General features: G+C 43.5%; 19 protein-coding genes. 4 read left to right on the forward strand and 15 right to left on the reverse strand.

Features of this window, described 5'->3' with window-relative positions; genetic code table 11:
• The 3 genes from ACYQ4S_RS00005 to pflB form a co-directional block, all read right to left on the reverse strand.
• Positions 1-1,148: ISLre2 family transposase (locus tag ACYQ4S_RS00005; RefSeq protein WP_459768520.1), on the reverse strand; the 1,148-nt coding region annotated here is incomplete at its 3' end.
• 162 nt (positions 1,149-1,310) lie between these two features.
• Positions 1,311-2,063, reverse strand: coding sequence for a pyruvate formate-lyase-activating protein (gene pflA, locus ACYQ4S_RS00010; RefSeq protein WP_459768522.1), 753 nt, complete (start codon positions 2,061-2,063; stop codon positions 1,311-1,313).
• Positions 2,064-2,103: 40 nt separating this feature from the next.
• Positions 2,104-4,365, reverse strand: a complete 2,262-nt coding sequence (gene pflB / locus ACYQ4S_RS00015; RefSeq protein WP_459768524.1) for a formate C-acetyltransferase — start codon at positions 4,363-4,365, stop codon at positions 2,104-2,106.
• A gap of 346 nt (positions 4,366-4,711) precedes the next feature.
• Between pflB and adhE the strand changes: the two genes are divergently transcribed.
• The 3 genes from adhE (at position 4,712) to ACYQ4S_RS00030 (ending at position 8,288) form a co-directional block, all read left to right on the forward strand.
• Positions 4,712-7,309, forward strand: a complete 2,598-nt coding sequence (gene adhE / locus ACYQ4S_RS00020) for a bifunctional acetaldehyde-CoA/alcohol dehydrogenase (RefSeq protein WP_459768526.1) — start codon at positions 4,712-4,714, stop codon at positions 7,307-7,309.
• 602 nt (positions 7,310-7,911) lie between these two features.
• Positions 7,912-8,091, forward strand: coding sequence for an ion channel (locus ACYQ4S_RS00025; protein ID WP_346025441.1), 180 nt, complete (start codon positions 7,912-7,914; stop codon positions 8,089-8,091).
• Positions 8,092-8,105: 14 nt separating this feature from the next.
• The gene (locus ACYQ4S_RS00030) at positions 8,106-8,288 is read left to right on the forward strand and encodes a TrkA C-terminal domain-containing protein (RefSeq protein WP_459768528.1); all 183 of its coding nucleotides are present in this window, start codon (positions 8,106-8,108) and stop codon (positions 8,286-8,288) included.
• A 149-nt stretch (positions 8,289-8,437) separates the two neighbouring features.
• Here ACYQ4S_RS00030 and parC read toward each other — a convergent pair whose 3' ends face one another.
• Both parC and parE read right to left on the reverse strand, forming a co-directional pair.
• Positions 8,438-10,921 (reverse strand): DNA topoisomerase IV subunit A, encoded by a 2,484-nt coding sequence (parC, locus tag ACYQ4S_RS00035; protein WP_459768530.1) that lies wholly within the window; start codon positions 10,919-10,921, stop codon positions 8,438-8,440.
• Between the two features lie 14 nt (positions 10,922-10,935).
• Entirely contained in the window at positions 10,936-12,909 is a 1,974-nt protein-coding gene (gene parE, locus ACYQ4S_RS00040; RefSeq protein ID WP_459768532.1) for a DNA topoisomerase IV subunit B, read from the reverse strand.
• A 256-nt stretch (positions 12,910-13,165) separates the two neighbouring features.
• Between parE and plsY the strand changes: the two genes are divergently transcribed.
• Positions 13,166-13,777 (forward strand): glycerol-3-phosphate 1-O-acyltransferase PlsY, encoded by a 612-nt coding sequence (plsY, locus tag ACYQ4S_RS00045; RefSeq protein ID WP_459768534.1) that lies wholly within the window; start codon positions 13,166-13,168, stop codon positions 13,775-13,777.
• Positions 13,778-14,425: 648 nt separating this feature from the next.
• Here the strand turns inward: plsY and hslU are convergent.
• The 10 genes from hslU to deoD form a co-directional block, all read right to left on the reverse strand.
• Entirely contained in the window at positions 14,426-15,850 is a 1,425-nt protein-coding gene (hslU, locus tag ACYQ4S_RS00050; protein WP_459768536.1) for an ATP-dependent protease ATPase subunit HslU, read from the reverse strand.
• A 13-nt stretch (positions 15,851-15,863) separates the two neighbouring features.
• Complete coding sequence (gene hslV, locus ACYQ4S_RS00055; RefSeq protein ID WP_091268314.1) at positions 15,864-16,403, reverse strand: ATP-dependent protease subunit HslV; 540 nt, start codon at positions 16,401-16,403, stop codon at positions 15,864-15,866.
• A gap of 149 nt (positions 16,404-16,552) precedes the next feature.
• On the reverse strand, positions 16,553-17,449 hold the full coding sequence (gene xerC / locus ACYQ4S_RS00060; RefSeq protein WP_346025431.1) for a tyrosine recombinase XerC: 897 nt from the start codon (positions 17,447-17,449) through the stop codon (positions 16,553-16,555).
• A 196-nt stretch (positions 17,450-17,645) separates the two neighbouring features.
• On the reverse strand, positions 17,646-19,715 hold the full coding sequence (gene topA, locus ACYQ4S_RS00065; RefSeq protein WP_346025430.1) for a type I DNA topoisomerase: 2,070 nt from the start codon (positions 19,713-19,715) through the stop codon (positions 17,646-17,648).
• A 152-nt stretch (positions 19,716-19,867) separates the two neighbouring features.
• The gene (gene dprA, locus ACYQ4S_RS00070) at positions 19,868-20,740 is read right to left on the reverse strand and encodes a DNA-processing protein DprA (protein WP_459768539.1); all 873 of its coding nucleotides are present in this window, start codon (positions 20,738-20,740) and stop codon (positions 19,868-19,870) included.
• 80 nt (positions 20,741-20,820) lie between these two features.
• Complete coding sequence (locus tag ACYQ4S_RS00075; RefSeq protein WP_459768654.1) at positions 20,821-21,555, reverse strand: ribonuclease HII; 735 nt, start codon at positions 21,553-21,555, stop codon at positions 20,821-20,823.
• Positions 21,556-21,568: 13 nt separating this feature from the next.
• Positions 21,569-22,432, reverse strand: coding sequence for a ribosome biogenesis GTPase YlqF (gene ylqF, locus ACYQ4S_RS00080; RefSeq protein ID WP_459768541.1), 864 nt, complete (start codon positions 22,430-22,432; stop codon positions 21,569-21,571).
• Between the two features lie 27 nt (positions 22,433-22,459).
• Positions 22,460-23,080, reverse strand: coding sequence for a signal peptidase I (gene lepB, locus ACYQ4S_RS00085; RefSeq protein ID WP_346025427.1), 621 nt, complete (start codon positions 23,078-23,080; stop codon positions 22,460-22,462).
• Between the two features lie 115 nt (positions 23,081-23,195).
• Positions 23,196-24,692 (reverse strand): S41 family peptidase, encoded by a 1,497-nt coding sequence (locus tag ACYQ4S_RS00090; RefSeq protein ID WP_459768543.1) that lies wholly within the window; start codon positions 24,690-24,692, stop codon positions 23,196-23,198.
• Positions 24,693-24,714: 22 nt separating this feature from the next.
• On the reverse strand, positions 24,715-25,437 hold the full coding sequence (deoD, locus tag ACYQ4S_RS00095) for a purine-nucleoside phosphorylase (protein ID WP_346025424.1): 723 nt from the start codon (positions 25,435-25,437) through the stop codon (positions 24,715-24,717).
• Between the last annotated feature and the right edge of the window lie 29 nt (positions 25,438-25,466).

A 25,466-nucleotide genomic window follows, 5' to 3' on the forward strand; every position in this document is an offset into this window, starting at 1 on the left:
CGTTTCATACGATAACTATAAGGACGATGATTACTTTCGCAAACACCAATCCCTTTATTTACGGGTAAATCCCTCATTTTAAATGGTTTAAGACTTTCCCAATTTCTATATAGATAAGCTTTTAACATGGTAAGTTCTTCCTGATATTCAGTTGCTTTTTCATTGTTAATTTCAATGCGACTCTCCGTTGTAGCGATTATGGTTTCAATACGATCCCAATCGTATGTACGCACAGCTTCTTTCATTTTCTTTTCCATCTTTTTATCAAAATACATTCGTTGTTTGATTTTCTCGTTTACATGATAAGCATCTCTAAAATGTTCGTGTCGCTGGCATTTGCCAATGATTTGATGGAATTTATCTTTGTCGTAACCACTGCCTCCATCACTGTTTGAAATGACGATCGTCTCGCGTATATCATACAGCGACTCTAACCAAAGGCTTGCACGTTTAAAAGCTTCTTTACTTGATACAGTACTCTCAAACATTTTAGAATTAATTAAGACAGGTCTTTTCTGTTTTCCTTTATACTCTACCCCTTCATGAAACTGAACACGATGAATCTCAGGACGTTTTTTCTCCTTGCCTTTTGTAAGCATTAACCCGTCACCTTCAATAAATAAGACAGGCGTTTTTTTCTTATCTTTCTGAGATGTCTCGTCTTGAAGAGGTGCTGTTTCTGTCCATTCTTGAATGGTTTCACCGACTTTTTGAGTGATAGTATGAATGGTCGTATGACTCAGCGAAAAAGATGTAAGAAGATTAATAGCTTCTTCTGCTTTGCGGTACGTTCCATCTGAAGCTATTTGAGCTGCTTTCATCTCTACAAGAGGAGAATTACGGATTCTAGGCTTTAAGCCGACGGCTTTATCAAAAGGAATCACACTTTTTTCGCCTTCTTTTCGCATACGGTGGCGTTCAAATTCAACGGTTCCGAATGTAAATTGAAGCGTACGGTCAGGCACACTGTCAATCTCATATCCTTGTTCTTTGTAATCATGAAGTAATTCTAAATCAATCTGTTTAATAGCGGCACTGAGTAACTGTTGAGTGATACGTTGAAAAACCGTTTCTAAGGCTAATTCTGCTTCTAAAAGGGAAGAAGAATCCTTTAAAGTTGTGATGATTTCTGATATAATTTGATTCATAAGAAGACCTCTTTCTCTAGCGTTGTCGTTATCTCTAGATTAAGGGTCTTCTTTCTTTTTGTCTAGGTCGAATTTCCCCTCTTCCGACATTAATTTTACACATAGAAAAAGAACTTTGCCATGATCGTCTAACGAATCTTAGACAGGCAAAGTTCTTTTTACTCAGTTTGTCTGATATTTGTAAGTCTTAAGAATACGATTGGCATTTTCAACTCGTTCTGCCGTTGGTGGATCGATATGCTCCAGTTTGTAGGGAATACCGAGTTCCTTGTACTTGTATACACCCAGTTTATGGTACGGAAGGACTTCAACCTTCTCAACGCTGTCCAGCTGATCTATAAAGTCGCTCAACCGCTGCAGATACTCATCATAATCGGAGCGTTCAGGGACTAAGACATGTCTCAGCCACATAGGCACATTTACTTCTGACAAATAATTGGCCATATCCAGTATGCTTGTATTCGGATGCATCGTATATTTTTTATGAATCTCATTGTCGATATGCTTGATATCCATCAGAACAAGATCGGTATACTTCATTAACTCCTGAAAGCGACTGAAGAAAGGCTCATCATAAGTGAAGGGCTGACCACAAGTGTCTAAAGAAATATGAATGCCTTCTGCCTTCGCGAGCTTGAAAAACTCAATCAGAAAGTCGATATGCAGCAGGGGTTCTCCACCACTTACTGTAATTCCGCCTTCTTCACCCCAATAGTCCTTATAGTCGATCGCTTTTTCGAGCATTTCTTCGGGAGTGTACGGCGTGCCGCCTCCCATATTCCATGTATCGGGGTTATGGCAGAATTCACAGCGCATACGACACCCCTGCATAAACACCACGAATCTAATGCCTGGTCCATCCAGTGAACCGAATGTCTCGATCGAGTGTACATATCCTACTGTTTTTTCTGCCATTTGTTGTTCCCCCTATAAATAAGTCCCTTACCGACTTGTCTTACATATTGTCATGGAATGTTCTGCTCAGTACATCAAGCTGCTGTTCTCTCGTCAGTTTGATAAAGTTTACCGCATAACCAGATACTCGGATCGTCAGCTGCGGGTACTCTTCCGGATGCTTCATAGCATTTTCAAGCGTCTCACGGTTCAGCGCATTGACGTTCAGGTGGTGCCCACCTTTTTTGACGTATCCATCCAGCATTGCTGAGAGATTACGTTTTTGAGTCTCTTCTTCTTTTCCTAATGCCTTAGGAACGATAGAGAAGGTATTTGAAATACCGTCAAGCGACTGATCGTATGGCAGTTTCGCCACAGAGTTCAGACTTGCAAGAGCACCGTTTGTGTCTCTTCCGTGAAGCGGATTGGCGCCAGGTGCAAATGGCACGCCTGCTCTACGTCCGTCTGGTGTATTTCCTGTCTTTTTACCATATACGACGTTTGAAGTAATGGTCAGGATCGATGTTGTGTGTACTGCATTTCTGTAAGTTGGGTGTTTCTTAACTTTACTCATGAATGCTTTAAGCAGATCTACAGCGATTTGGTCAACACGATCATCATTATTTCCGTACTTAGGATAATCGCCTTCGATGATATAGTCGACAACTAGGCCACTTTCATCTCTTACTGTTTTCACGGTTGCATACTTGATGGCGGACAGAGAATCGACTGTAACTGAGAATCCGGCAATTCCAGTAGCCATAGTACGGACGATTTCGGAATCATGAAGAGCCATTTCGATACTTTCATAGCTGTACTTATCATGCATGTAGTGGATGATGTTCAGAGTATTTATATACATGCCTGAAAGCCAGTCAAGCATATCGTCGTATTTTTCCATTACTTCGTCATAATCCAGTACTTCAGAAGTGATCGGACGGAATTTAGGTCCGACCTGGGTTTTCTTCATTTCATCTACGCCGCCATTGATGGCATAAAGTAAAGCTTTTGCCAGGTTTGCACGAGCTCCAAAGAACTGCATCTGTTTACCAATCGGCATAGCAGACACACAGCAGGCAATACCATAGTCATCGCCCCACTCTTCACGCATGATGTCATCATTTTCGTACTGTACCGCACTGCTTATGATAGATACTTTAGAGCAGTAGTTCTTGAATGCTGACGGAAGCTTAGTTGACCACAGAACAGTCAAGTTAGGTTCAGGTGCAGGACCCAGGTTGCTCAGCGTGTTTAAGAAGCGGTAGCTGTTCTTAGTGACCAGGTGACGCCCATCGATTCCCACACCGGCAATCGCTTCAGTTACCCATGTCGGATCCCCTGAAAACAGTTCATTGTATTCTGGCGTACGAACGAATTTTACAAGACGCAGTTTCATGACAAAGTGATCGACGAGCTCTTGTGCTTCTACTTCAGTCATGATGCCATCTTTAAGATCTCTTTCAATGTAGATATCAAGGAAAGTCGATGTTCGGCCTAATGACATTGCGGCACCATTCTGTTCCTTGATTGCGGCCAGATAACCAAGATACAGCCATTGGAACGCTTCTACAGCAGTCTTGGCAGGGCGTGAGATATCAAATCCGTAAATGTTACCCAGTTCTTTCAATTCGTGAAGAGCCTTAATCTGATCGCTCAATTCTTCACGTTTACGGATAATATCTTCGCTCATCATAGCAGTATCTGACTGTGCTTTATCTGCTTCTTTTTCTTTTAGTAAACGGTCGACTCCATATAGCGCCACACGACGGTAGTCACCGATGATTCTTCCGCGACCGTATGCATCAGGGAGGCCTGTAATGACACCAGTGCGTCTTGCGTCTCGCATTTCAGGCGTGTATGCATTGAACACTCCTTCATTATGAGTCTTTCTCCAGTCTCTGAAGATATGAGATAGATAAGGATCTACTTCAAAACCATATGATTCAGCAGCCTGCTCCATCATTCGGATGCCGCCAAACGGCTGAAGTGAACGTTTGAATGGTTTGTCTGTCTGGAACCCGACAACTTTTTCTTTATCTTTAGTCAGGTAAGCCGGTCCATGAGAAGTAATTGTTGAAACAACAGAAGTATCCATATCAAGAACTCCGCCTGCTTCACGTTCTTTTTTGTTAAGATCCATCACTTGTTCCCACAACTCTTCCGTCTGTTTAGTTGGGCCTTCAAGGAATGACTCATCACCATCGTACGGTGTGTAGTTACTTTGAATGAAGTTACGGACGTCAATGGCATCTTTCCATTTCTTTCCTTTGAACCCTTCCCATAAAGTTTCCAAAGTCATCTCATCTGTGCGTTGCTTTTCCATAGTCGATTCTCCTTTGTCTTTCACGTTTTCTACATGTCCATTTTATCACATTAGCTCACTTTATACAAGTGAATCTTTGAACATTTAATGACGATTAGTAAGGAGATGGTTGTCCCGTTACACTTGTTCAATTTATCACAATGTGTTACAAAATGGACACAATTTCAATTTCTAGCAAGCGATTTCACTGTGTTATGATGTGCTTGTAAAAAGATAAAAACAATCCAAGTGTTGAGCATACAAGCTTTCTTCATTTTTCATCTTTATAAGACGGTAAAATTGGAGAAAGACTTATTTTAATCTAAACTTGCTCAATACTTCACTAACTAAATGGAGGGAACCCATTATGGTAAAAGTATTAGACAAAACTAATAAAGTAACAGATGTACAGAAAGATATCGATCAGTTAGTCACGAAGGCTAAAACAGCTCTCGATAATATGTACAAACTTGATCAGGAACAAATCGATAACATCGTGAAGGAAATGGCTCTGGCTGGTCTTGATCAGCATATGCCTTTAGCTAAGCTGGCTGTAGAAGAAACTGGTCGTGGTGTATATGAAGATAAAATCATCAAAAACCTTTTTGCTTCAGAATACATCTACCACAGCATCAAACATGATAAAACAATCGGTGTAATAAATGAGAACGTTCATGAAGGCACAGTTGAAATTGCTGAACCGGTCGGGGTCATTGCCGGAGTTACACCAGTAACCAATCCTACTTCCACAACAATCTTTAAATCTATGATTTCTATTAAAACAGGTAACCCGATCATTTTCGCTTTCCACCCTTCTGCTCAGAAATCCAGTTCAGCTGCAGCCCGTGCTGTTTACGAAGCAGCTGTTAAAGCGGGTGCGCCGGAAAACTGTATCCAGTGGATCGAAAAACCGTCTGTTGAAGCGACACAGACCTTGATGAAGCACGACGGAGTAGCTACTATTCTCGCAACTGGCGGATCAGGCATGGTTAAATCAGCATACAGCTCAGGAAAACCTGCTCTTGGTGTAGGTGCCGGAAACGTCCCTTGCTACATTGAAAAGACTGCAAATGTCAAACGAGCCACTAACGACCTGATTCTTTCCAAAACATTCGATAATGGAATGATCTGTGCTTCTGAACAAGCTGTCATCGCTGATAAAGAAGTATATGAAGAAGTGAAATCACAGATGATCGACAACGGATGCCACTTCCTGACTAAAGAGGAGCGCCTTAAAGTGGAACAGCTGATGGTATCAGAAGATAATCACTTGAATCCGGATATCGTCGGACGTTCAGCATATCAGATTGCTAAAATGGCAAACGTAAAAGTGCCTGAAGATACAAAAATTCTTATAGCTGAATACCCTGGTGTCGGAAGAGACTTCCCTCTCTCACGAGAAAAACTTAGCCCAGTACTGGCTGCCTACAAAGTCAGCAGTTCTGAAGAAGGAATCAAACGTGCTGAAGAAATGCTTGCGTATGGTGGTTTAGGTCACTCAGCAGTTATCCATTCCAACGACGATCAGGTTATCAGCGAGTTTGACCGCCGCATGAAAGCAGGCCGTCTGATTGTCAACGCACCGTCATCTCAAGGTGCTATCGGTGACATCTATAATGCTTATCTCCCTTCCCTAACTCTAGGATGCGGATCGTTTGGAGGAAACTCAGTGTCAACTAACGTCAGTACTATGCATTTAATCAATGTGAAGAAACGTGCGAAACGTACAAACAACATGCAATGGTTCAAGATCCCACCAAAAGTGTACTTTGAACGTAACTCTGTCCAGTATCTGGCTAAAATGCCCGACATCAAGAAAGCTTTCATTGTAACTGACCCTATGATGGTCGAACTGGGCTATGTTGACCGTGTACTGTATCACCTGCGTAACCGTCAGGATTATGTTCATTGTGAAATATTCTCAGATGTTGAACCGGATCCATCTAAAGAGACAGTTCTAAAAGGAGCAGAAGCAATGGCTGCTTTCCAGCCGGACGTCATCATCGCCTTAGGTGGAGGGTCTCCAATGGATGCAGCTAAAGGAATGTGGCTGTTCTACGAGCACCCAGATACAGACTTCAACGGCATCAAGCAAAAATTCATGGATATCAGAAAACGTGTCTACAAGTACCCTACTCTTGGAGAGAAAGCACAGTTCGTAGCAATCCCTACAACATCTGGTACTGGTTCTGAAGTAACGTCATTCTCCGTTATTACTGATACTGAAAAATCAACCAAGTATCCTTTGTCAGACTACGAGCTGACTCCGGATGTTGCGATCATTGATCCTCAGTTTGTCATGAGTGTGCCAAAAGTGGTTACAGCTGATACAGGTATGGATGTCCTGACTCATGCGATCGAAGCTTATGTGTCAAACATGGCCAACGACTACACTGACGGTCTGGCAATCAAAGCGATCCAGCTGGTATTCAAGCACCTGCCTGCTGCTTATCACAATGGTGATGACGAAGTAGCTAGAGAAAAGATGCACAACGCATCAACGATGGCCGGTATGGCCTTTGCGAATGCATTCCTGGGTATCAACCACAGTCTGGCGCACAAACTGGGTGCTCAGTTCCACATCGCTCACGGACGCGCCAATGCGATCCTTATGCCACACGTGGTCCGCTACAATGCCAAGAAGCCAACTAAATTCGTTGCCTTCCCTAAATATGAGCACTTTATCGCAGATGTACGCTATGCTGAGATCGCAAAAGCACTTGATCTTCCAGCCAGTACGACTGAAGAAGGTGTCGAAAGTCTGATCAAAGCAATCTATGATCTTGCTAAAGAACTGGAGATTCCAATGGGTATCAAAAATAACGGCGTTGATAAAAAAGCTTTCGAAGCAGTTGTTGACGACATGGCTGAGCGTGCATTTGAAGATCAATGCACAACAGCTAATCCTAAAATGCCTTTAGTCAAAGAGCTCGCAGAAGTTTACCGTGCAGCTTTTAGAGGTTAAATCATTGCTTAGTTAAATATAATTCAAAAGACAAGACTGATCACTCGGTCTTGTCTTTTTTTAGATCAGTCAGTTTCAATTGTCTCCCCTGGTCTGCTGACAGATAACTTTATTATTGAGCAGGTCTTTCTAACGAGAGCATATTAATCAGCCATGACTTAAGCTTCAATTAAAGGAGCGGTAATGACAGTTTCGTGCTTATTCAGATATCTCAAATATAAATAAAGACTTTTTAGTTATAGCTTAGTTAGTCGTCAAGTAAGTATGCTACAACTAGACCCCTTCTACATGTAGCTTATATTATTTCATGATTGATATCCTTCTCTTAGACCTCTCCTAATGGAAACTACCGCATGATCCTTTACAGTAAACTGGAACTAGCCGTCGTCTAGCTTCATTTCAAGGCTGAATTGTTGGATCAAAGTAGAAAGAGAATCTTTCTACTTCTACTTCATCTTTGGATTGACTGCTTGAGGTAGATCTAGACTGTACAACTGATTGCTGAAAGTTATGTTAACAGGGATGATTTTCCGCTTTCCGGTTATTCACTCTCTGATAGACATGTTAAAATGATAAAAAGACCATAGAAAGGAGCTGACCCATTGCAGCAGCGCAAACGGATATTTCTTATATTTTATCTTCTGATAGCTATTGTTATCGTTGAAACGATCGGCTATTCGCTTCTTCTGAATATCAGTCTGATGGATGCCATCTACATGACTTTAATAACGATGTCCACTGTCGGTTTTCAGGAAGTCGCTCCTATGAGGGCTCAAGGCTGAGTCATAAAATACTGATGGTTGCCAATATCCCTGAACAGACAGATCTGATCATCGTTGCAGTCAAGGAAAATGACAATGTGACGGACGGAATCCTATTCAATCCGACGAAAGAGTATATGCTCAAACCGGTTCAGACACTGATTGTCTTGGGAGAAGACGCTCATCTGAACAAGCTTAAGAAATTAGTAAAAAACTGAATAATTTAAATGACCACTGGTAGATTTTATCAAAACAAAAGACGAGCCGCTTTCCTCATCAATAGAAAAGCCGCTCGTCTTTTGTAGTCGCTCAGAAAACCAAAGATATATCTGGTATCCAGCCTTATTTCACGTCATGCATAAATTACTTAACTATCTTTTTCATCTTTTTCGATTTCAACTGTTTTTGCCTTGTAGGCGTCCACTGGTGTTCCGTCAGAATCTTCATCAAAAATAAAGGATCCGTTACTGTAACGGTCACTGTAGGAATAATCATTCGGCACAAGAAGCTGTCTGGCATTCTTGTCCGTGACGATCGTCCATTCATTCTGATCGTCATCTACATCGATTACAAGAGACACTCGATGAGGTTTGTTCTTCAGTTCTCTTAGAACCAGCAGTCCCCTCTTCGCTCTAGAAATCAGGTCGAAATCCTTCGCATTCATTTTCTTGACTGCACCTCTATGTGTTACCAACATGATGCTCTTGTTCCCTTCTTCAGGGTTGAACACGATTCCGTTTACCACATGATCAGTTTTCTTCAAATTGATCGATTTTACTCCACTAGCTCCGGCACCTACTGTAGACACTTCCGTTAAATTATAACGTAAGCCGAATCCAAGGTGAGTAATCAGGAAGACGTCCAGTTTACTGTCATCATCAATAAGATAGACGGACAGACATTCGTCAGTTGCTGATTTTAGTTTGACTGCTGTAGCAGACCGCGAGCGGTAAGTCCGTTTTGGTTCGTACTCAGATACTAAGGTCTGCTTGATGTAGCCTTCCTTGGTGATAAAGACGAAACGCTGCTTGTCGCTGAAGTCATCCAGTCCGTAGGCTGCAATGATTTTCTCGTTTGGTTCCAGGCCTATGCTTTGAGATATGTGATGACCAAGATCTTTCCATTTAATATCTGGAATTTCATGGACTGGTCGGTTGATCACGTTCCCTCTGGAAGTAAACAGGACAACCTGCTCGAGCGTCGACATCTTTTCTGTAAAGAGCGAGTAGTCTCCTTCTTTCAGTCCAATTTCTTCGGGAGTAGATGCTCCGTAAGATCTCAGACTGGTTCTCTTAAGGTAGCCATCTCTGGTGACAGAAACAATCACTTCTTCTTCAGCAATCAGCACTTCTTTTTCTACTTTTAATTCTTCAATTTCTTCTTCAATGACTGTTTTACGGTCCTGGGCATAAGTCTTACCGATTTCCTTCAATTCTTTTCGAATGACGTTGTTCAGTGTCTTTTCGTCAGTCAGGATCTTATTGTATTCATCGATCCGGGTATTCAGTTCTTCTGCCTCTTTCTGCAGCTGTGTGATATCTGTATTAGTCAGGCGGTAAAGCTGCAGACTGACAATCGCCTCTGCCTGCATGGCAGTAAAATCATAGGCTTTGATGATATTGTTTTTGGCATCAGCTTTGTTGGCACTCTGTCGAATCGTCTTGATCACCTGGTCTAGAATGGAAATAGCCTTGATCAGACCTTCAACGATGTGGGCCCGTTTCTTATCTTTGCTTAACAGGAATTTCGTACGTTTAATAATGACATCACGCTTATGCTTCAGATAGGCATTCAGTATTTCTCTAATGCCAACTTGTTGAGGCCGTCTGTCACTGATGGCAATCATGTTCAGATTATAGGAGACCTGAAGATCTGTGTTCTTGAACAAATAAGTCAGGATTCCCGCTGCTGGTGTATCTTTTTTCAGCTCGATTACGATACGCAGGCCAGTACGGTCCGTTTCATCTCTGACGTCAGCTATGCCTTCAATTTTTTTATTTAAACGTATCTCGTCCATTTTACGCACAAGGGTCGCTTTGTTGACTTCATACGGGATCTCTGTAATGACGATCTGTTCTTTTCCGCCTCTCAAAGACTCGATTTCAGTCTTGCTCCTGACGGCTATTTTCCCCTTGCCAGTCTTATAAGCAGACTTAAGCCCCTTGACTCCTTGAATGATGCCACCAGTAGGAAAATCAGGGCCTTTGATGAAGTCCATCAACTTATCTATTGATGCATTAGGATGAGACACCAGATACACGCAGGCATCGATCACTTCTTTGAGATTATGTGGCGGGATGTCCGTCGCGTAACCTGCAGAAATCCCTGTTGCTCCATTAACCAGGAGATTTGGAAAACGTGCTGGAAGTACAGTCGGCTCATTCGTCGTATCATCGAAGTTGAGTACCAGCTCGACCGTTTCCTTATCGATATCCTTAAGCAATTCGGACGCAATTTTTGACAGTCTAGCTTCCGTGTAACGCATAGCTGCAGGCGGATCGCCATCCATGCTTCCGTTGTTCCCGTGCATATCGATAAGTGGGGTCTTCATCTTCCAGTCCTGACTCATTCTTACCATTGCTTCGTACACACTGCTGTCTCCGTGCGGGTGGAAGTTACCGATGACGTTACCGACAGTCTTGGCAGATTTTCTGAACCCTTTATCCTGAGTGTTGCCTTCAGAAAACATGGCGTAAAGGATACGTCTCTGAACAGGTTTAAGTCCGTCTCTGATATCCGGAAGGGCCCGTTCCTGAATAATATATTTTGAGTACCGGCCGAACCGGTCACCCATGACCTCTTCCAAGGTCAGTTCTTGTACTTCTGCTCGATCTTTTGTCATGTCAGTCATTCAAACCTTTCTTGCTATTGGATTGGATTTTCGAGTTCATCCATAACCTCGTTCGTTTCGAGAATGCTTCCTTCTTCTTCCAGAGAAAACTCGACATTGTCTTCGATCCATTTTCTTCTCGGATCGACTTTATTCCCCATCAGGACAGACACGCGGCGTTCTGCCTGGGCGAGATCGTCGATCGTTACTCTGATCAGTGTCCGGGTAGCGGGATCCATCGTGGTTTCCCACAACTGGTCGGCATTCATTTCTCCCAGTCCTTTATATCGCTGGATCATGTAGTTCTTGCCAAATGACTTCAGCAGCTTGTCCAGTTCTTCATCAGTCCAGGCATATTCGATAACTTCACTCTTCCCTTTACCTTTAGATACTTTGTAAAGAGGAGGAAGTGCAAGATAGACTTTTCCTGCTTCGATCAGTGGTCTCATGTACCGATAGAAGAATGTCAGAAGCAGCACCTGAATGTGGGCTCCGTCCGTATCAGCATCTGTCATGATCACGATCTTGTCATAATTACAGTCCTTCAAATCGAATTCGGGACCGACACCAGCGCCGATCGTATAGATCATTGTACTGATTTCTTCGTTCTTCAGAATGTCCTGCATATTTGCTTTTTCAGTATTGATGACTTTCCCTCTAAGTGGCAGTATGGCCTGGAACTTTCTGTCCCGTCCCTGTTTGGCTGAACCACCCGCTGAGTCTCCCTCAACCAAATAAAGTTCATTTTTGCTGGCGTCTCTGCTTTGGGCAGGAGTCAGTTTGCCGGACAGTAGGGTCTCTTTGCGTTTGCGCTTTTTGCCGTTTCTGGAGTCTTCCTTGGCTTTTCTGGCGGCTTCTCTAGCCTCTCTAGCCTTAATAGCTTTACGCACGATCTGCTGGCTCATTTCGCCGTTTTCAGCCAGATAGAAGTTGAACTGCTCAGAAATAACTGTATCGCAGGCGGTACGGGCTTCTGTGGTTCCCAGTTTACCCTTCGTCTGCCCTTCGAACTGAAGCAGATTCTCAGGAATACGCACAGAAAGAATAACCGCGATTCCTTCTCTGACATCCGTTCCTTCCAGATTCTTGTCTTTTTCTTTCAGCAAACCGACTCGTCTGGCATACTCATTGAAAGTCTTGGTGATTGCTGATTTTGCACCGATTTCATGGGTTCCGCCATCTTTTGTGCGGACGTTATTGACAAAGCTCAGGACGTTTTCAGAATAGCCATCGTTATACTGAAACGCACATTCCACTTCGATCCCGTTGTATTCGCCATCAAAGTAGGCGATCGGCGTCAAAGTATCTTTTTCTTCATTTAAATAATGAACGAATTCTTTGATTCCTTCTTCATAATGAAAAGTCTCCTGAGCATCTTTGCGTTCATCTGTGATTGATATCGTCATGCCTTTCAGCAGGAAGGCAGATTCTCTAAGCCGTTCACTCAACAGGCTGAACGAATAGTCAGTGGTAGAAAAGATAGCAGGATCTGGCTTAAAGTGGACAGTCGTTCCTGTTTCTTTTTTGGCGGCTTTCTTTTTCGTCAGTTTACCTTTCGGCTTGCCGCCATTTTCGAAACGCTGAGTGTATTCAAATCCGTCGCGTATGACAGTGACCGTCAGCCATTCTGACAGTGCATTGACGACTGATGCACCAACGCCGTGCAAGCCTCCCGAAGTCTTGTAACCCCCATCCTGACCGAACTTTCCTCCAGCATGCAGGACAGTGAAGATGACCTGGATAGACGGAACACCAGACTGATGCATCCCAGTCGGCATACCTCGTCCGTTGTCTTTTACGGTTATGCTGTTATCTTTATGAATAGTGATGTCGATCTTCGACCCGTAACCGGCCAGGACCTCATCCACGGAATTATCAACGATCTCATAGACCAGATGATGTAACCCTCTTGAATCGGTTGACCCGATATACATACCCGGACGCTTTCTTACCGCATCCAGGCCTTCCAGTACTTGAATTGCATTATCATCGTATTTATTCATTGCCATTCCTTACAGTCTCCTTTATGCATTCGCTTACTGCTGGTAAAGCATGCGTGGCTCCAGACTCATTATACTTTTCAATATGAAAAGTACAAGCATTATTAATATTACCATACCTGAGGCATTTTTTGTTAAAAACATTTGTTCCTGTTATGTCCAAATATCCTTCACTGAGCTTGTTTCAATAAATTCTACTGTCGATCGGTCTCTGGACATGGTAAAATAATTCCTAGTGCAGGACATGAGTTAAGGAGGAAACAAGTTGAGTAACATACTCATTATCGTAATTGCCTATCTTCTGGGTTCCATCCCGTCTGGAGTGTGGGTTGGCAATCTATTCTTTAAAATTGACATCCGTGAACACGGAAGCGGTAATATGGGAACGACTAATACCTTTCGTGTCCTTGGAGTAAAAGCCGGGACAATCGTTATGATTCTTGATATCGCCAAAGGAACGATAGCTGCTCTCTTGCCGGTCTGGCTGGGGCTGGAACTTCATCCAATGATCACCGGCATCTTTGCAGTACTTGGTCACGTATACCCTATATTTGCTAGATTCAAGGGTGGCAAGGCCGTAGCGACGACTGCCGGCATCGCATTAGGCGCTCAGCCATTGTTTGTATCGATCCTGATTGGCTTGTGGGCAGGTATACTGTACCTTTCCAGCATGGTTAGCCTGGCGAGCATCATCACCTTAGTGGTTGCTGCAGTGGCTTCACTGTTTATCGGAGACTGGATTTTTGCAGTAACCGTCTGGGTAGCCATGATCATTATCCTAGTCAGACACCGCTCAAATATTGAACGCATTAGAAAAGGCGAAGAAAACCGCGTGCCGTTCGGTCGCAACAGTTCAAAGAAATCTAAAAACAGTTAGGCTGTCAGTGTTCATAAGCTTGGACATGCAGCATATATACTAAACCGGTCAGACATGTGAAAAACTCGTCTGACCGATTTTATTTTTTGAACTGTTTAAGGTTTTCATAAGATGTGCGATTCGCTCGGCGAATCGTTTCATTATTAGATCTAAAATCTCTATTCCTGACTGGAGGTGATCGATGGATTGTCAATTAGTCTAAAGATTCTATCGATGCTCGGCTAGCTACAGTGGTGGATGGCTTGAACTGGGACTCATGCCGTTAGAACCGGTATACTTATACTTTAGACTGGCTGACTTGCAGTAAACTGTCGCTGGACCTCTTCTAGTTATAGTTTAATAGTTTCAAATAAATTGAAGTACTTTTAGAGGCCTCCTAGTTGTAGATTTGATTAAATAATCAACCTAAGATGCTGTTAAACATCCTCTCGTTATAGTTCAGTCGGTTAATAGGATTCGGAGATTCAGTTAGAGTCCGCTCTAATTGTAGTTCAGCAAGGAGATTACCTGTTAAACTATCACTATGACACGATCAATCTTCATCAGACGATAATTAACTGAAAAAAGCATTGAAGCTGCCGGACTTTCCGAACAGCTTCAATGCTTTTTGATTACCAGTTATCCTTATAGAAGCGAATAATTGACTTATTACAGGATATAACGGCTCAGATCCTTGTTCTCGACGATGTGGCCGATTTTATCCTCTACATATTTCTCAGTGATCTTGACTTCGCCCATGCTCATATCCGGTGATTCGAACAGGAGGTCTTCAAGCAGGCGTTCCAGAATCGTATGCAGGCGGCGTGCTCCGATATTGTCTGTTGATTCGTTCACTTCAAAGGCAATATCGGCGATCTTTTCAATCGCATCCATTGTAAACACCACATCGATATTCTCTGTACCTAACAGTTGACGGTACTGCTTGATCAGTGCATTCTGAGGTTCGGTCAGGATCTTGACGAAATCTTCATTAGTCAGATCGTTCAGCTCGACACGGATCGGGAAACGTCCCTGCAGTTCAGGAATCAAGTCGCTTGGCTTGGACAGGTGGAAAGCTCCAGAACCGATGAAGAGGATATGGTCAGTGTTAACTGTTCCATATTTTGTACGGACACTTGATCCTTCAACGATTGGAAGGATGTCTCGCTGTACGCCTTCTCTCGATACCTGGCCACTGTTCTGCTGACCTTTGGACGTGATTTTGTCGATCTCATCAATAAAGATGATGCCGCTGTTTTCTGTCAGGTGAACCGCTTCTGCATTAATGTCTTCTTGATTGATCAGCTTGTCCGCCTCTTCTTCAGTGAAGATCTTGACTGCTTCCTTGACAGTCACCTTGCGTTTGACTTTCTTCGTTGGTGTAAGTGCTCCAAATGTCTCAGATAAGTCGATACCCATGGATTCCATCGGTGCACTCATTGGATTGTTAGGCGTTTTTTTCTTTTCTTCGATCTTGATCTCTACTTCACGGCTATCCAGCATTCCTCTAGAAATCTGTTCCTTCAATTCATCACGTTTGGAAGAGATTTCTGAAGTGACGGTTTCCTCTTCGTCTTCCTGGTTATGAGGAAACTGGTTAGGGTCCATGCCCATACCTCTGAACATGCCGGCAAGAGGATTATTGTCATACGCACTCTTTTCTTTCTTGATGCCCGGTGCCAATACTTTAGCAACACGGTCAATTGCTCTTTTTTCAGCACGTCCTTTAACATTCTTGCGGTATTCCTCTTTGACAAGCTGAACGGCAGATTCAGTCAGGTCGCGAACCATGGATTCGACGTCGCGGCCAATATAACCCACTTCTGTAAACTTAGTCGCTTCAACTTTGATAAACGGTGCATCCACAATCGCAGCCAGACGTCTGGCAATTTCAGTTTTACCTATACCGGTAGCACCTATCATCAGAATATTCTTAGGGGTAATTTCCTTCTGCATGTCATCATCCAGCTTCAGGCGACGGTAGCGATTACGCAGGGCAACAGCTACGGCTTTTTTAGCATCATTCTGTCCGACAATGTACTCATCCAGGCGGCTAACGATTTCTCTAGGGGTCAAATCTTTTCTTGTTCTCATATAATCCGTCTCCTTACAGTTTTTCCGTTACGATATTATGGTTGGTATAGACGCAGATGTCAGCTGCAATTGTCAGGCTGTCTTTCGCAATCGTTTCAGCAGACAGACCATCGCCGTACTTTTTCAGTGCACGTGCAGCCGAGAGAGCAAAGTTCCCTCCAGAACCAATTCCCAGAATACCATCGTCAGGCTGGATCACTTCTCCATTACCTGAAATAAGCAGCATCTGTTCCTTGTTCATTACAATAAGAAGAGCTTCAAGATTCTTCATCATCTTGTCTGTACGCCACTCCTGTGCCAGTTCAACAGCAGCACGCATCAGGTGACCATTATACTGATTCAGATAGCCCTCGAACTTTTCTTCAAGAGTAAAGGCATCTGCCACACTGCCTGCAAATCCAACGAGAACTTCGTTGTTATAAATTTTTCGAACTTTACGTGCTTTGCCTTTCATCACAACTTGTTCACCCATTGTGACTTGACCATCTCCAGCCATTGCGCATTCACCATTATGCTGGATTGCAAGAATCGTTGTTGCATGAAATTGTGTCATGTTCAAACCTCCGTATTTATCTTTCTTTACTTTTTGATTTCTCGTCGTTCCACTAACCAATGTATAACCTTTTCTTTCCATTGTAAAGAGCAAGATGCTGAAAGGTCTAACCTGTCTGATTAGGTAAGCCATTTTATAAGAATGATTCATCAGGCTCTAGGATGGAAGGCATTGTAATCTTTCTGCAGGTGTTCAGTCGTTACATGCGTATACACTTGAGTAGACGACAGACTTTTATGCCCCAGAAGCTCCTGTACAGTTCGAATATCCGCTCCATTGTTGAGCAGATGAGTAGCAAAGGTATGCCTCAGCATGTGCGGGGAAATTTTGTTCGTCAGACTGCTTTCCTTAATCAGCTGGGTCAGGACAAAATGAATCCCGTTTTGTGTAATCGGCTCACCATGATGATTGACGAAAAGATGATCATGTGTTTTATTGTACCGGGTCATCAGTACCTCACGTCCACTGACCAGATAGGCTTTCATTGCTTCACCGGCATAATGTCCAAATGGGATATAGCGTTCTCTGTTTCCTTTTCCTTTAACAAAGAGCATGCCCATGGTGAAGTCCACGTCATCTACTTGAATCCCCTGACATTCACTGACACGAATCCCCGTTCCATACAGCAGTTCCAGAAGCGCCTGATTCCTGTAGTCAAGTGGTGTATCTCCTTCTGCAGCCTTGAAGAGCGCATCCATTTCCTTCTCATAGAAAAAGGTCGGCAGTCTGGATCCCCTTTTCTTCACGTGTAGATATGAGAAGGGATTGTCACTGACAATTTCGTTATTTAAAAGAAACTGATAAAATGCGCGAAGACTGGAGATCTTACGTGAAATGGAAGCTCTCGAGTATTTTCTGTCTGTCAGGTAGCTCAAATAAATCCGGGCATCCGACAGTTCTACAGCTAGAAGGTCCGCTTCACCTGTTTCATTTAGGAAGACAGTAAATGCTTTAATGTCATCGATATAAGCCTGATTAGTATGTTCCGAATAGTGTCTTTCATTGTTCAAGTAATCTGAAAACAGATTCAGCCATTTTTTTGTCATGTCTCTTCACCCTCCGCTATCCCTATTTTAACACATTGTGGGCCAATGCGCATGAAGCTCTAACGCCTTTGTTTAGATTCAGATGTCCCTCTCATACGTCGGATAATTACTCCAGATAAGCATATTTAATTGATAAAAAGACCGCTCAGGATCTGATATCAGATCTGAACGGCCTTAAATAGGTGAGTTTATCTATTTATTTCTGCGGGGCTTCTTCGTAATCACAATTTGAACATTTGACCTGACTTTGCTTCCTGGTGTTCTTTTCAACAAGATAGTGGTCACATTTCGGACAGTCACGACCGATGGGTTTATCCCATGACGTGAAGTCACAATCAGGGTAGTGTTCGCAGCCATAGAAAATTCGGCTCTTCTTGGATTTACGTTCAACTACTTCACCTTTTTTACACTTCGGACAAGTAACACCCAGTTTTTTCACAATCGGTTTCGTGTTGCGGCAGTCAGGGAAATTCGAGCAGGCATAGAACTTGCCGTAACGTCCCATTTTTATGACCATTGGCGAGCCGCATTTTTCGCAGTCAAACCCGGCTGGCTCGTCTTCGATTTCAACTTCTTCCAGCTCTTTTTCTGCATGAGTGACTTCTTCTTTAAACGGACGATAGAACTGATCAATGACTTCGATCCATTCCTTTTTCCCTTCCTCGACGGCATCCAGGTCTTTCTCCATATCAGCTGTAAAGTTGACGTCCACAATATTAGGGAAAAATTCTCCGATGATCTGATTGACAATATTGCCTAATTCAGTCGGTTCGAATCGTTTGTTCTTCAACGTGACATAATATCTGCGCTGAATCGTTTCAAGTGTCGGTGCATAGGTGGACGGTCTGCCCACTCCGTTTTCTTCCAGGGTCTTGATCAGTGTCGCTTCACTGTAGCGTGCAGGCGGCTGAGTGAAGTGTTGATTCGGCTCCAGAGAGTCCAGTTTAACTGAATCGCCTTCCTCCAGTTCCGGCAGCATGTTGTCTTTTTCTTTCTTGCTCTCAGAGTAGACCATCTGATACCCTTTGAATTTCACTTTTGATCCATTCGCACGGAACATGACGTCATTCTGCTCGATATCGACACGCATCGTATCGTAAACAGCAGGTTTCATCTGACTGGCAATAAATCTGGACCAGATCAGCTGATACAGCTTATACTGGTCTTTACTTAAATACTGCTTGATGTCTTCAGGTTTTCTTGAGGCACTAGTTGGACGGATCGCTTCGTGCGCATCCTGAGCCCCACTTTTATTCTGCTGTTTTTTCGGCTTGGACGCCGCATATTCTTCTCCGAACTCACTGACGATCAGTTCATTGGCTTCAGCTTTTGCTGTTTCTGACAGACGAGTTGAATCTGTACGCATATATGTGATCAGACCGACAGCTCCGCCTCTCCCTAAAGAGATTCCTTCATACAGCTGCTGGGCGACCATCATCGTTTTACGAGTCCTGAAATTGATCTTGCCGGCAGCTTCCTGCTGGAGACTACTGGTTGTAAAAGCAGGATGCGGGTTACGTCGGCGTTCTTTTCTGACGACTTTTTTGACGTCGAACTCACCGGACTGGTCTATTTTTTCAAGTACAGCCTGGACTGCCTCATTATTCGGTAGATCTGCTTTTTTACCATTCAAGCCGTAGTAATTGGCCTTGAATTTACTTCTTTTCTTCAAAAAATTGGCTTCCAGAGACCAGTATTCTTCAGGTTTGAAATCTTTAATTTCCTTTTCACGGTCACAGATCATTTTCAGAGCAACCGACTGGACACGCCCGGCACTCAGTCCACGTTTGACTTTCTTCCATAGAAGAGGGCTGATGTGGTATCCTACGATCCGGTCAAGGACACGTCTGGCCTGTTGAGAGTCAATCAGGTTTTCATCCAGATGACGTGGGTTCTTCAGAGCATTCTTCACGGCATCTTTAGTGATCTCGTTAAATACCACTCTATTTTTCTCTTCATTATTCAAGTCCAGCAGAAAACTCAGATGCCAGGCAATCGCTTCACCTTCGCGGTCCGGGTCGGCTGCGAGAAAGACTTTTTCCGCTTTTTTAGCGTGCTTCTTCAGGTCCTTGATAACCGGTCCTTTTCCGCGAATCGTGATGTAGTCCGGCTGGTAGTCATTCTCGAAATCGACACCCATCCTACTTTTCGGCAGATCGCGTATATGCCCTAAACTGGCAACGACTTTATAATTTCGTCCTAAATATTTTTCTATAGTTTTTGCTTTAGCAGGTGATTCGACGATCACCAGATATTTGAAAGCCATACTGATGGCTCCTCCCTTTTGTGTTCCATTTTTACAAGGTATTCAAGTAACTGCACGACTTAGTGTCTTCACAATCAAAGAATCGTTTACCATCATATGTCATCTTAAATGGATTTGTCAACTTAGAATATTAAAAATTGTAATTATTTTCACTAATAATTGTCCCACTCTTCTAAAATATCTGAACTTTTTAGACAGGAAATAGCTCCACTTCTGATCAGCTCATTGCATCCGACAGACAGCTCACTCAGTACAGATCCGGGCACTGCAAACACATCCCTTCCCTCTTCAAGGGCCAGTCGTGCAGTGATCAGACTACCACTTCTACTTTTCGCTTCAACTACGAGAATTCCTCTGGAGAGCCCGGCTATAATACGGTTACGTGCCGGAAAATGGTGTTTCCTGGGAGGCGTGCCGAACGGATACTCACTGATCACCAGCTGCTCTTCTCCCATCTTCTTCTGTACTGTCCGGTTAGTTGCAGGATAAGCGCGATCCAACCCTGTTCCCACAACGCCGACCGTTTTTCCGTTGGCTGTCATAGTCAAACTGTGTGCAGCAGCGTCCACACCTTTTGCGAGGCCACTGACGACAGTGATTCCAGCCTTGCTTAAGTCGGGAATCAGTATCTCGAGAACTCTTGAAGCATAAGCCGTACTGTCTCTAGCTCCTACTATTCCAAGTAATCTACCGGTTAGGAGTGATCTGTCCCCTTTACAGAAAAGGACAAGTGGCGGGTCAAAGATCTCTTTTAGATTATGGGGGTAGTCGGATGATAATATAGAGAGTAAATAAACCGATGAGGCTTTATAGCGATCATTTAGTTGCATTATAGGCAAATCCCTGTCATAATGCAAAAATGAAGTTCGTTTGTTTTCTGACACCATCCGTCTTTTCTTCCCTACCCATTCAAATTTATTCAGTTCCGGTATCCTTTCAGCTGCCAGCTGCCATTTCTCTGACAAGGTGAGAAATGGGCAATGTGCCAGACTGAATAACAGACGGTCTTTCGGATCAATTATCATTTATCTTCCTCCAATAAAAAAAGTTTCTATCTATCTCATTGATGAAATAGATAAAAACTCATGAAAAAAGTTGGAATAAATTAAAAATAGGTACTGACAGGCTTGAATGAGCGCCTATGAATAGGCGTTGGCCCATATTTTTCAAGACCTTCCAAGTGCTGTTTAGTTCCGTATCCAGCATTCTTACCGAATCCGTAACCTGGATAAATTGTATCATAATCTGACATCAGCTCATCTCGAGTCACTTTTGCGATAATCGACGCCGCAGCGATCGAAATGCTTCTGGCATCTCCCTTTACGATCTTCTCCTGAGCAATAGGCAAATCAAGCTGCATTGCATCAATAAGCAGATGATCCGGCCTGATCGACAAGTCTGTGACAGCACGGGTCATCGATACACGGGTGGCCTGATAAATATTCAGACGATCGATGTCTTCTGCTGGAACAACCGAATAACTGATTGCCAGAGCCTGTTCTTTGATTCTACTTACCCAGTACTCTCTCTCCTTCAAACTAAGCTGCTTGGAATCATTGATTCCGATCAGATCGGGTGACGGCGGGAGAATAACTGCGGCAGATACAACGGGCCCTGCCAGAGGGCCTCGACCTACTTCATCCACACCGGCAATATAAGAAGCACCCTGTTCATAGGCACGGTTTTCAAATGCCTGCATGGTCTCAAACTGAGCTAAAAGCTCTGCCTGTTTCGCTGCCTGGCGTTTCCAGCTACTGACAGCCTGCTTCACACCAGCTCGCTCATCAGATTCAAGTGCAGTCAGTGCTTCATCTGAAAGAGTCCTGCTGCTAGCCAGCATGTCCTTGATTTCTTTAATCGTCTGTTTTTTCTTTGATATCTGATGGTCGTTCAAAAGTAAACCGTCCTAACTGTCCGTTTCGTATTTCGTATATGACTGTTTTTGATGCCCGGTCATAGTCATCTCGAAAACCACGTTTATGAGAAATTGTCATGAGCAGCTCCGGCATCGATTCACTCGTCTCAAGGTCTTCCTCAAGCTTATACCGAGCAGCAAGAGCTCCTGGATAATTATCTTTCAGATATTCCATAGCATATATAGCAATATCATCCAGGTGAAGAAGCGTATCCTTGATTGCTCCTGTAACAGCCAGACGCTTGCCGACTTCCTGATCTTCGAACTTCGGCCAGAGAATACCTGGTGTATCAAGAAGTTCCAGTTCTTTTCCGTATTTGATCCACTGTTGTGCTTTAGTCACACCAGGCTTATTACCAGTTCTGGCAATATTCTTGCGTGCAAAGCGGTTGATAAGCGTCGATTTTCCTACATTTGGAATTCCTACACAGACTGCACGAATCGCTCGCATTTTCAGACCTTTCTGCTCACGTTTATCGAAGAAAGGCTGCAGTACTTTCTTAGCCAGCTGCATCACTTCTTTTAGACCCTGTCCCTGCTGCGCGTTGATCGAAACAGCAGGGATACCCTGCTCATCATAGTACCTGATCCATTCAGCTGTTCGCTTAGGATCAGCCAGATCGCTCTTCATCAGGACCATAACGTGAGGCTTGTCTCCGATCATCTCTTTTATATCAGGGTTCTTGCTTGAATAAGGGATACGAGCATCGACGAGTTCGAAGACAATATCGACCATCTTCAGTTTTTCAGTAAATTCTCTTTTTGCTTTGGCCATATGGCCGGGGTACCACTGTATTACCACATTATCAATCCTCTTTCATACCATTGCTCAATCCAGACCACCGATGCGGTCGATCGGCCAGATCCGTAAACTTGTTTCTCCTATGACAGAATCGATATCGATAAAGCCAAAGGAGCGACTGTCCTTAGAGTTGACCCGATTATCCCCCATAACGAAGAACGATCCCTCAGGAACTCTTTCAACGCCTTCAAGCGTCTGAAGGCTGAAGTCACTATTATAATAAGCCGCAACCTCATCACTTTCCTGTGATAAGTCAACGTAAGCCTCCTCCACCGGTCTGCTGTTAAGATAAAGGACCTGATCTCGGTAAGAGATTTCATCTCCGGGAATACCGATCACACGTTTAATATATTGTTTATCCGGGTCTTCGGGAGCTGGAAAAACAACAATATCGAACCGGTCGACACTGGAGACTTTGTTGAGGAGAAGTCTGTCTTCATGCTCAAGTGTCGGATTCATAGAGTCCCCTTCTACACTTACCGGCGCGAACAGGAAGGTTCGAATAGCAACAAAAATTCCTGTAATGACGATAATATATAAGAATGTACTGACTAACTCCTGGGCAAAACTTTTCTTTTTGTAACTTTTTTTTCTGTTTCTGCCTGTATTATGCCGTTCGTTGCGAGGTTCAAATGATGTGTCGCTCACAGTCATCCCTGCTTTCTTCGTGTTTTCACTCTGTAGCTCTATTCTACACTAAAAAAGATAGAGAAAGAAAATAAGGTGATTAACTTCCACACGTTACTTTCTTCCTCTATAGATTTTATTCATTATTTAATAAAAAGTCTACAGCTCTATCATATTGTGTGTCGTTCTCATTGATCAGTTCGCGAAGTGCCTCGATAAGAACACTAGCTGTCGTACCGGATACAACGCCGTCAGCATCCAGATCGTTTTCTTCCTGGAAAGATTTAACAGCAGCCTGAGTCTCAGTATCAAAGGAATTATCCACTTCCCCGATATCATAACCCAGTGCATCAAGAATGCCGTTGATGTTTTCGATTTCTTCAGAAACATCTCCTACCTGATACGTTTCTTCAGGATTGATGAACAGGAAACTCTGATATTCAGGCATTTCCACTTCAATATCCGGCTGAATCGGTTCTTCAGTGACCCAGTCACCATCAGCTGTCAGCCAGCGGCCGGCAGTGAACTTCACTTCTCCATCGCCTGACAGAGGAAGGATGTTCTGAATCGTTCCTTTTCCAAAGGTAGGTGTTCCGATAAGAGGAATATCAGCAGACTGACTCATCGCTCCAGCTAGAATCTCTGAAGCACTGGCGCTTCCTCCATCTATGAGCAGAACGGCCTGCTGATCAAATTTAAAGTCACCGTATTCTCCCGAATCTGCCACGTAAATGAAGGGTTCTTCATCTCTTCCCTGAGACTGCATGATCGGTTCTCCATCTTCAACAAAGATATTAGAGATGCGAATAGCTGAGTTCAGCAGTCCACCTGGATTCCCGCGGACGTCGAATATGAACTGTTCCGCGCCCTGGTCCTCAAGCTCTTCAATCGCTTCGACCAGCTCTTCGTAGGTAGGCAAATTGAAATTGGTAATGTGTACGTATCCAATGGTCGGATTGTCTTCGTCCAGTTCGTACCGGACTGACTCAACAGGGATCGAATCTCTCGTCAGTGTGATGTTGAACATGTTTTCTCCCCGTAAAATGAGAAGCTCGACTTCAGACCCCTGTGGCCCTCTTATAAGAGAGACAGCTTCATTGATATTTAAATCTGCGACCGACTCATTATCGACCTCAACAATATAGTCATTCGGCATCAAGCCTGCTTCTTCAGCAGGGGAACCGGCAATCGGGGAAACGATACGCACGTATTCGCCTTCCTTCATGACTTCAGCTCCAATTCCTTCAAAGGAGCCTTGAATATCCTCATCCATTGAAGTCGCTTCTACTGCGTCAAGATATTCTGTATATGGATCACCTACAGCATCAGCCATGCCTTCCAGTGCGCCTTCTATCAACGTCTGTGAGTCTATTTCTTCAAGATGCTGAGTCATGAGTATAGAATACATTTCTTCGATAGGCTGAAAATCTACCGGCTGTGTGGTCTCTTCATCAGTAAAATCAAGTACCGTTTCAGTTTCTGAATGATCGTTTTCCTCAGCTGCATCTCCGAAATAGCTCAGCCCAAGAGCAGTACTTGCTATAGCAACAACGAGTACGATTATAAGTGATCCGATATATAAAGATAAACTGACTTTTCTTGTCTCTTTTTGTGAATCAGGTTCATGTTGCATGAGAGTCCCCTTTTCTTATAGCTTAGTTAGCTTGTGCTTCCATTCTTAAAGCAGCCTCCAGTGCAATAATCATCATGTCGTTAAAGGTTGTCTGTCTTTCTTCTGCAGTTGTTTCTTCACCTGTCAGAAGGTGATCACTAATAGTCAGTAATGCGAGAGCTCTCTTATTGTACTTAGCGGCCAATGAGTAGAGTCCTGCTGCTTCCATTTCAACTGCCAGCACACCATAGTCAGCAAGCTTCTGCTTGTCCAGTTCAGCATTATAGAAACGGTCAGCACTCAACACATTACCGACACGGATACTCATGTTTTTATCCATTCCGATATCGTAGGCGTGTTTAAGCAGATCGAAATCTGCGATCGGTGCAAAGTCGACCTGATTATTGAATATCTGACGGTGTAGACTGGAATCTGTAGTCGCTGCCTGTGCGAGTACGACGTCACGGATCTTGATTTCTTTTTTCATCCCGCCAGCTGATCCGACACGAATCAGATTCTCCACACCGTATTCCTGAATCAGTTCTTCACCGTAAATCATAACGGAAGGGATGCCCATACCGGTTCCCTGAACAGATATCTCCTGGCCTTTGTAGGTTCCAGTATAACCAAACGCATTTCTGACGGCATTATACTGCTTAACATCTTCCAGGAATGTTTCCGCGATGTATTTAGCACGAAGCGGATCCCCCGGCATTAAAACTGTTTTAGCAATGTCTCCCTGTTTTGCTCCAATATGTGTACTCATGATAAATTCTCCTTTGACTGTTATAGTTT

The organism is Alkalibacterium sp. s-m-28, from assembly GCF_054658175.1.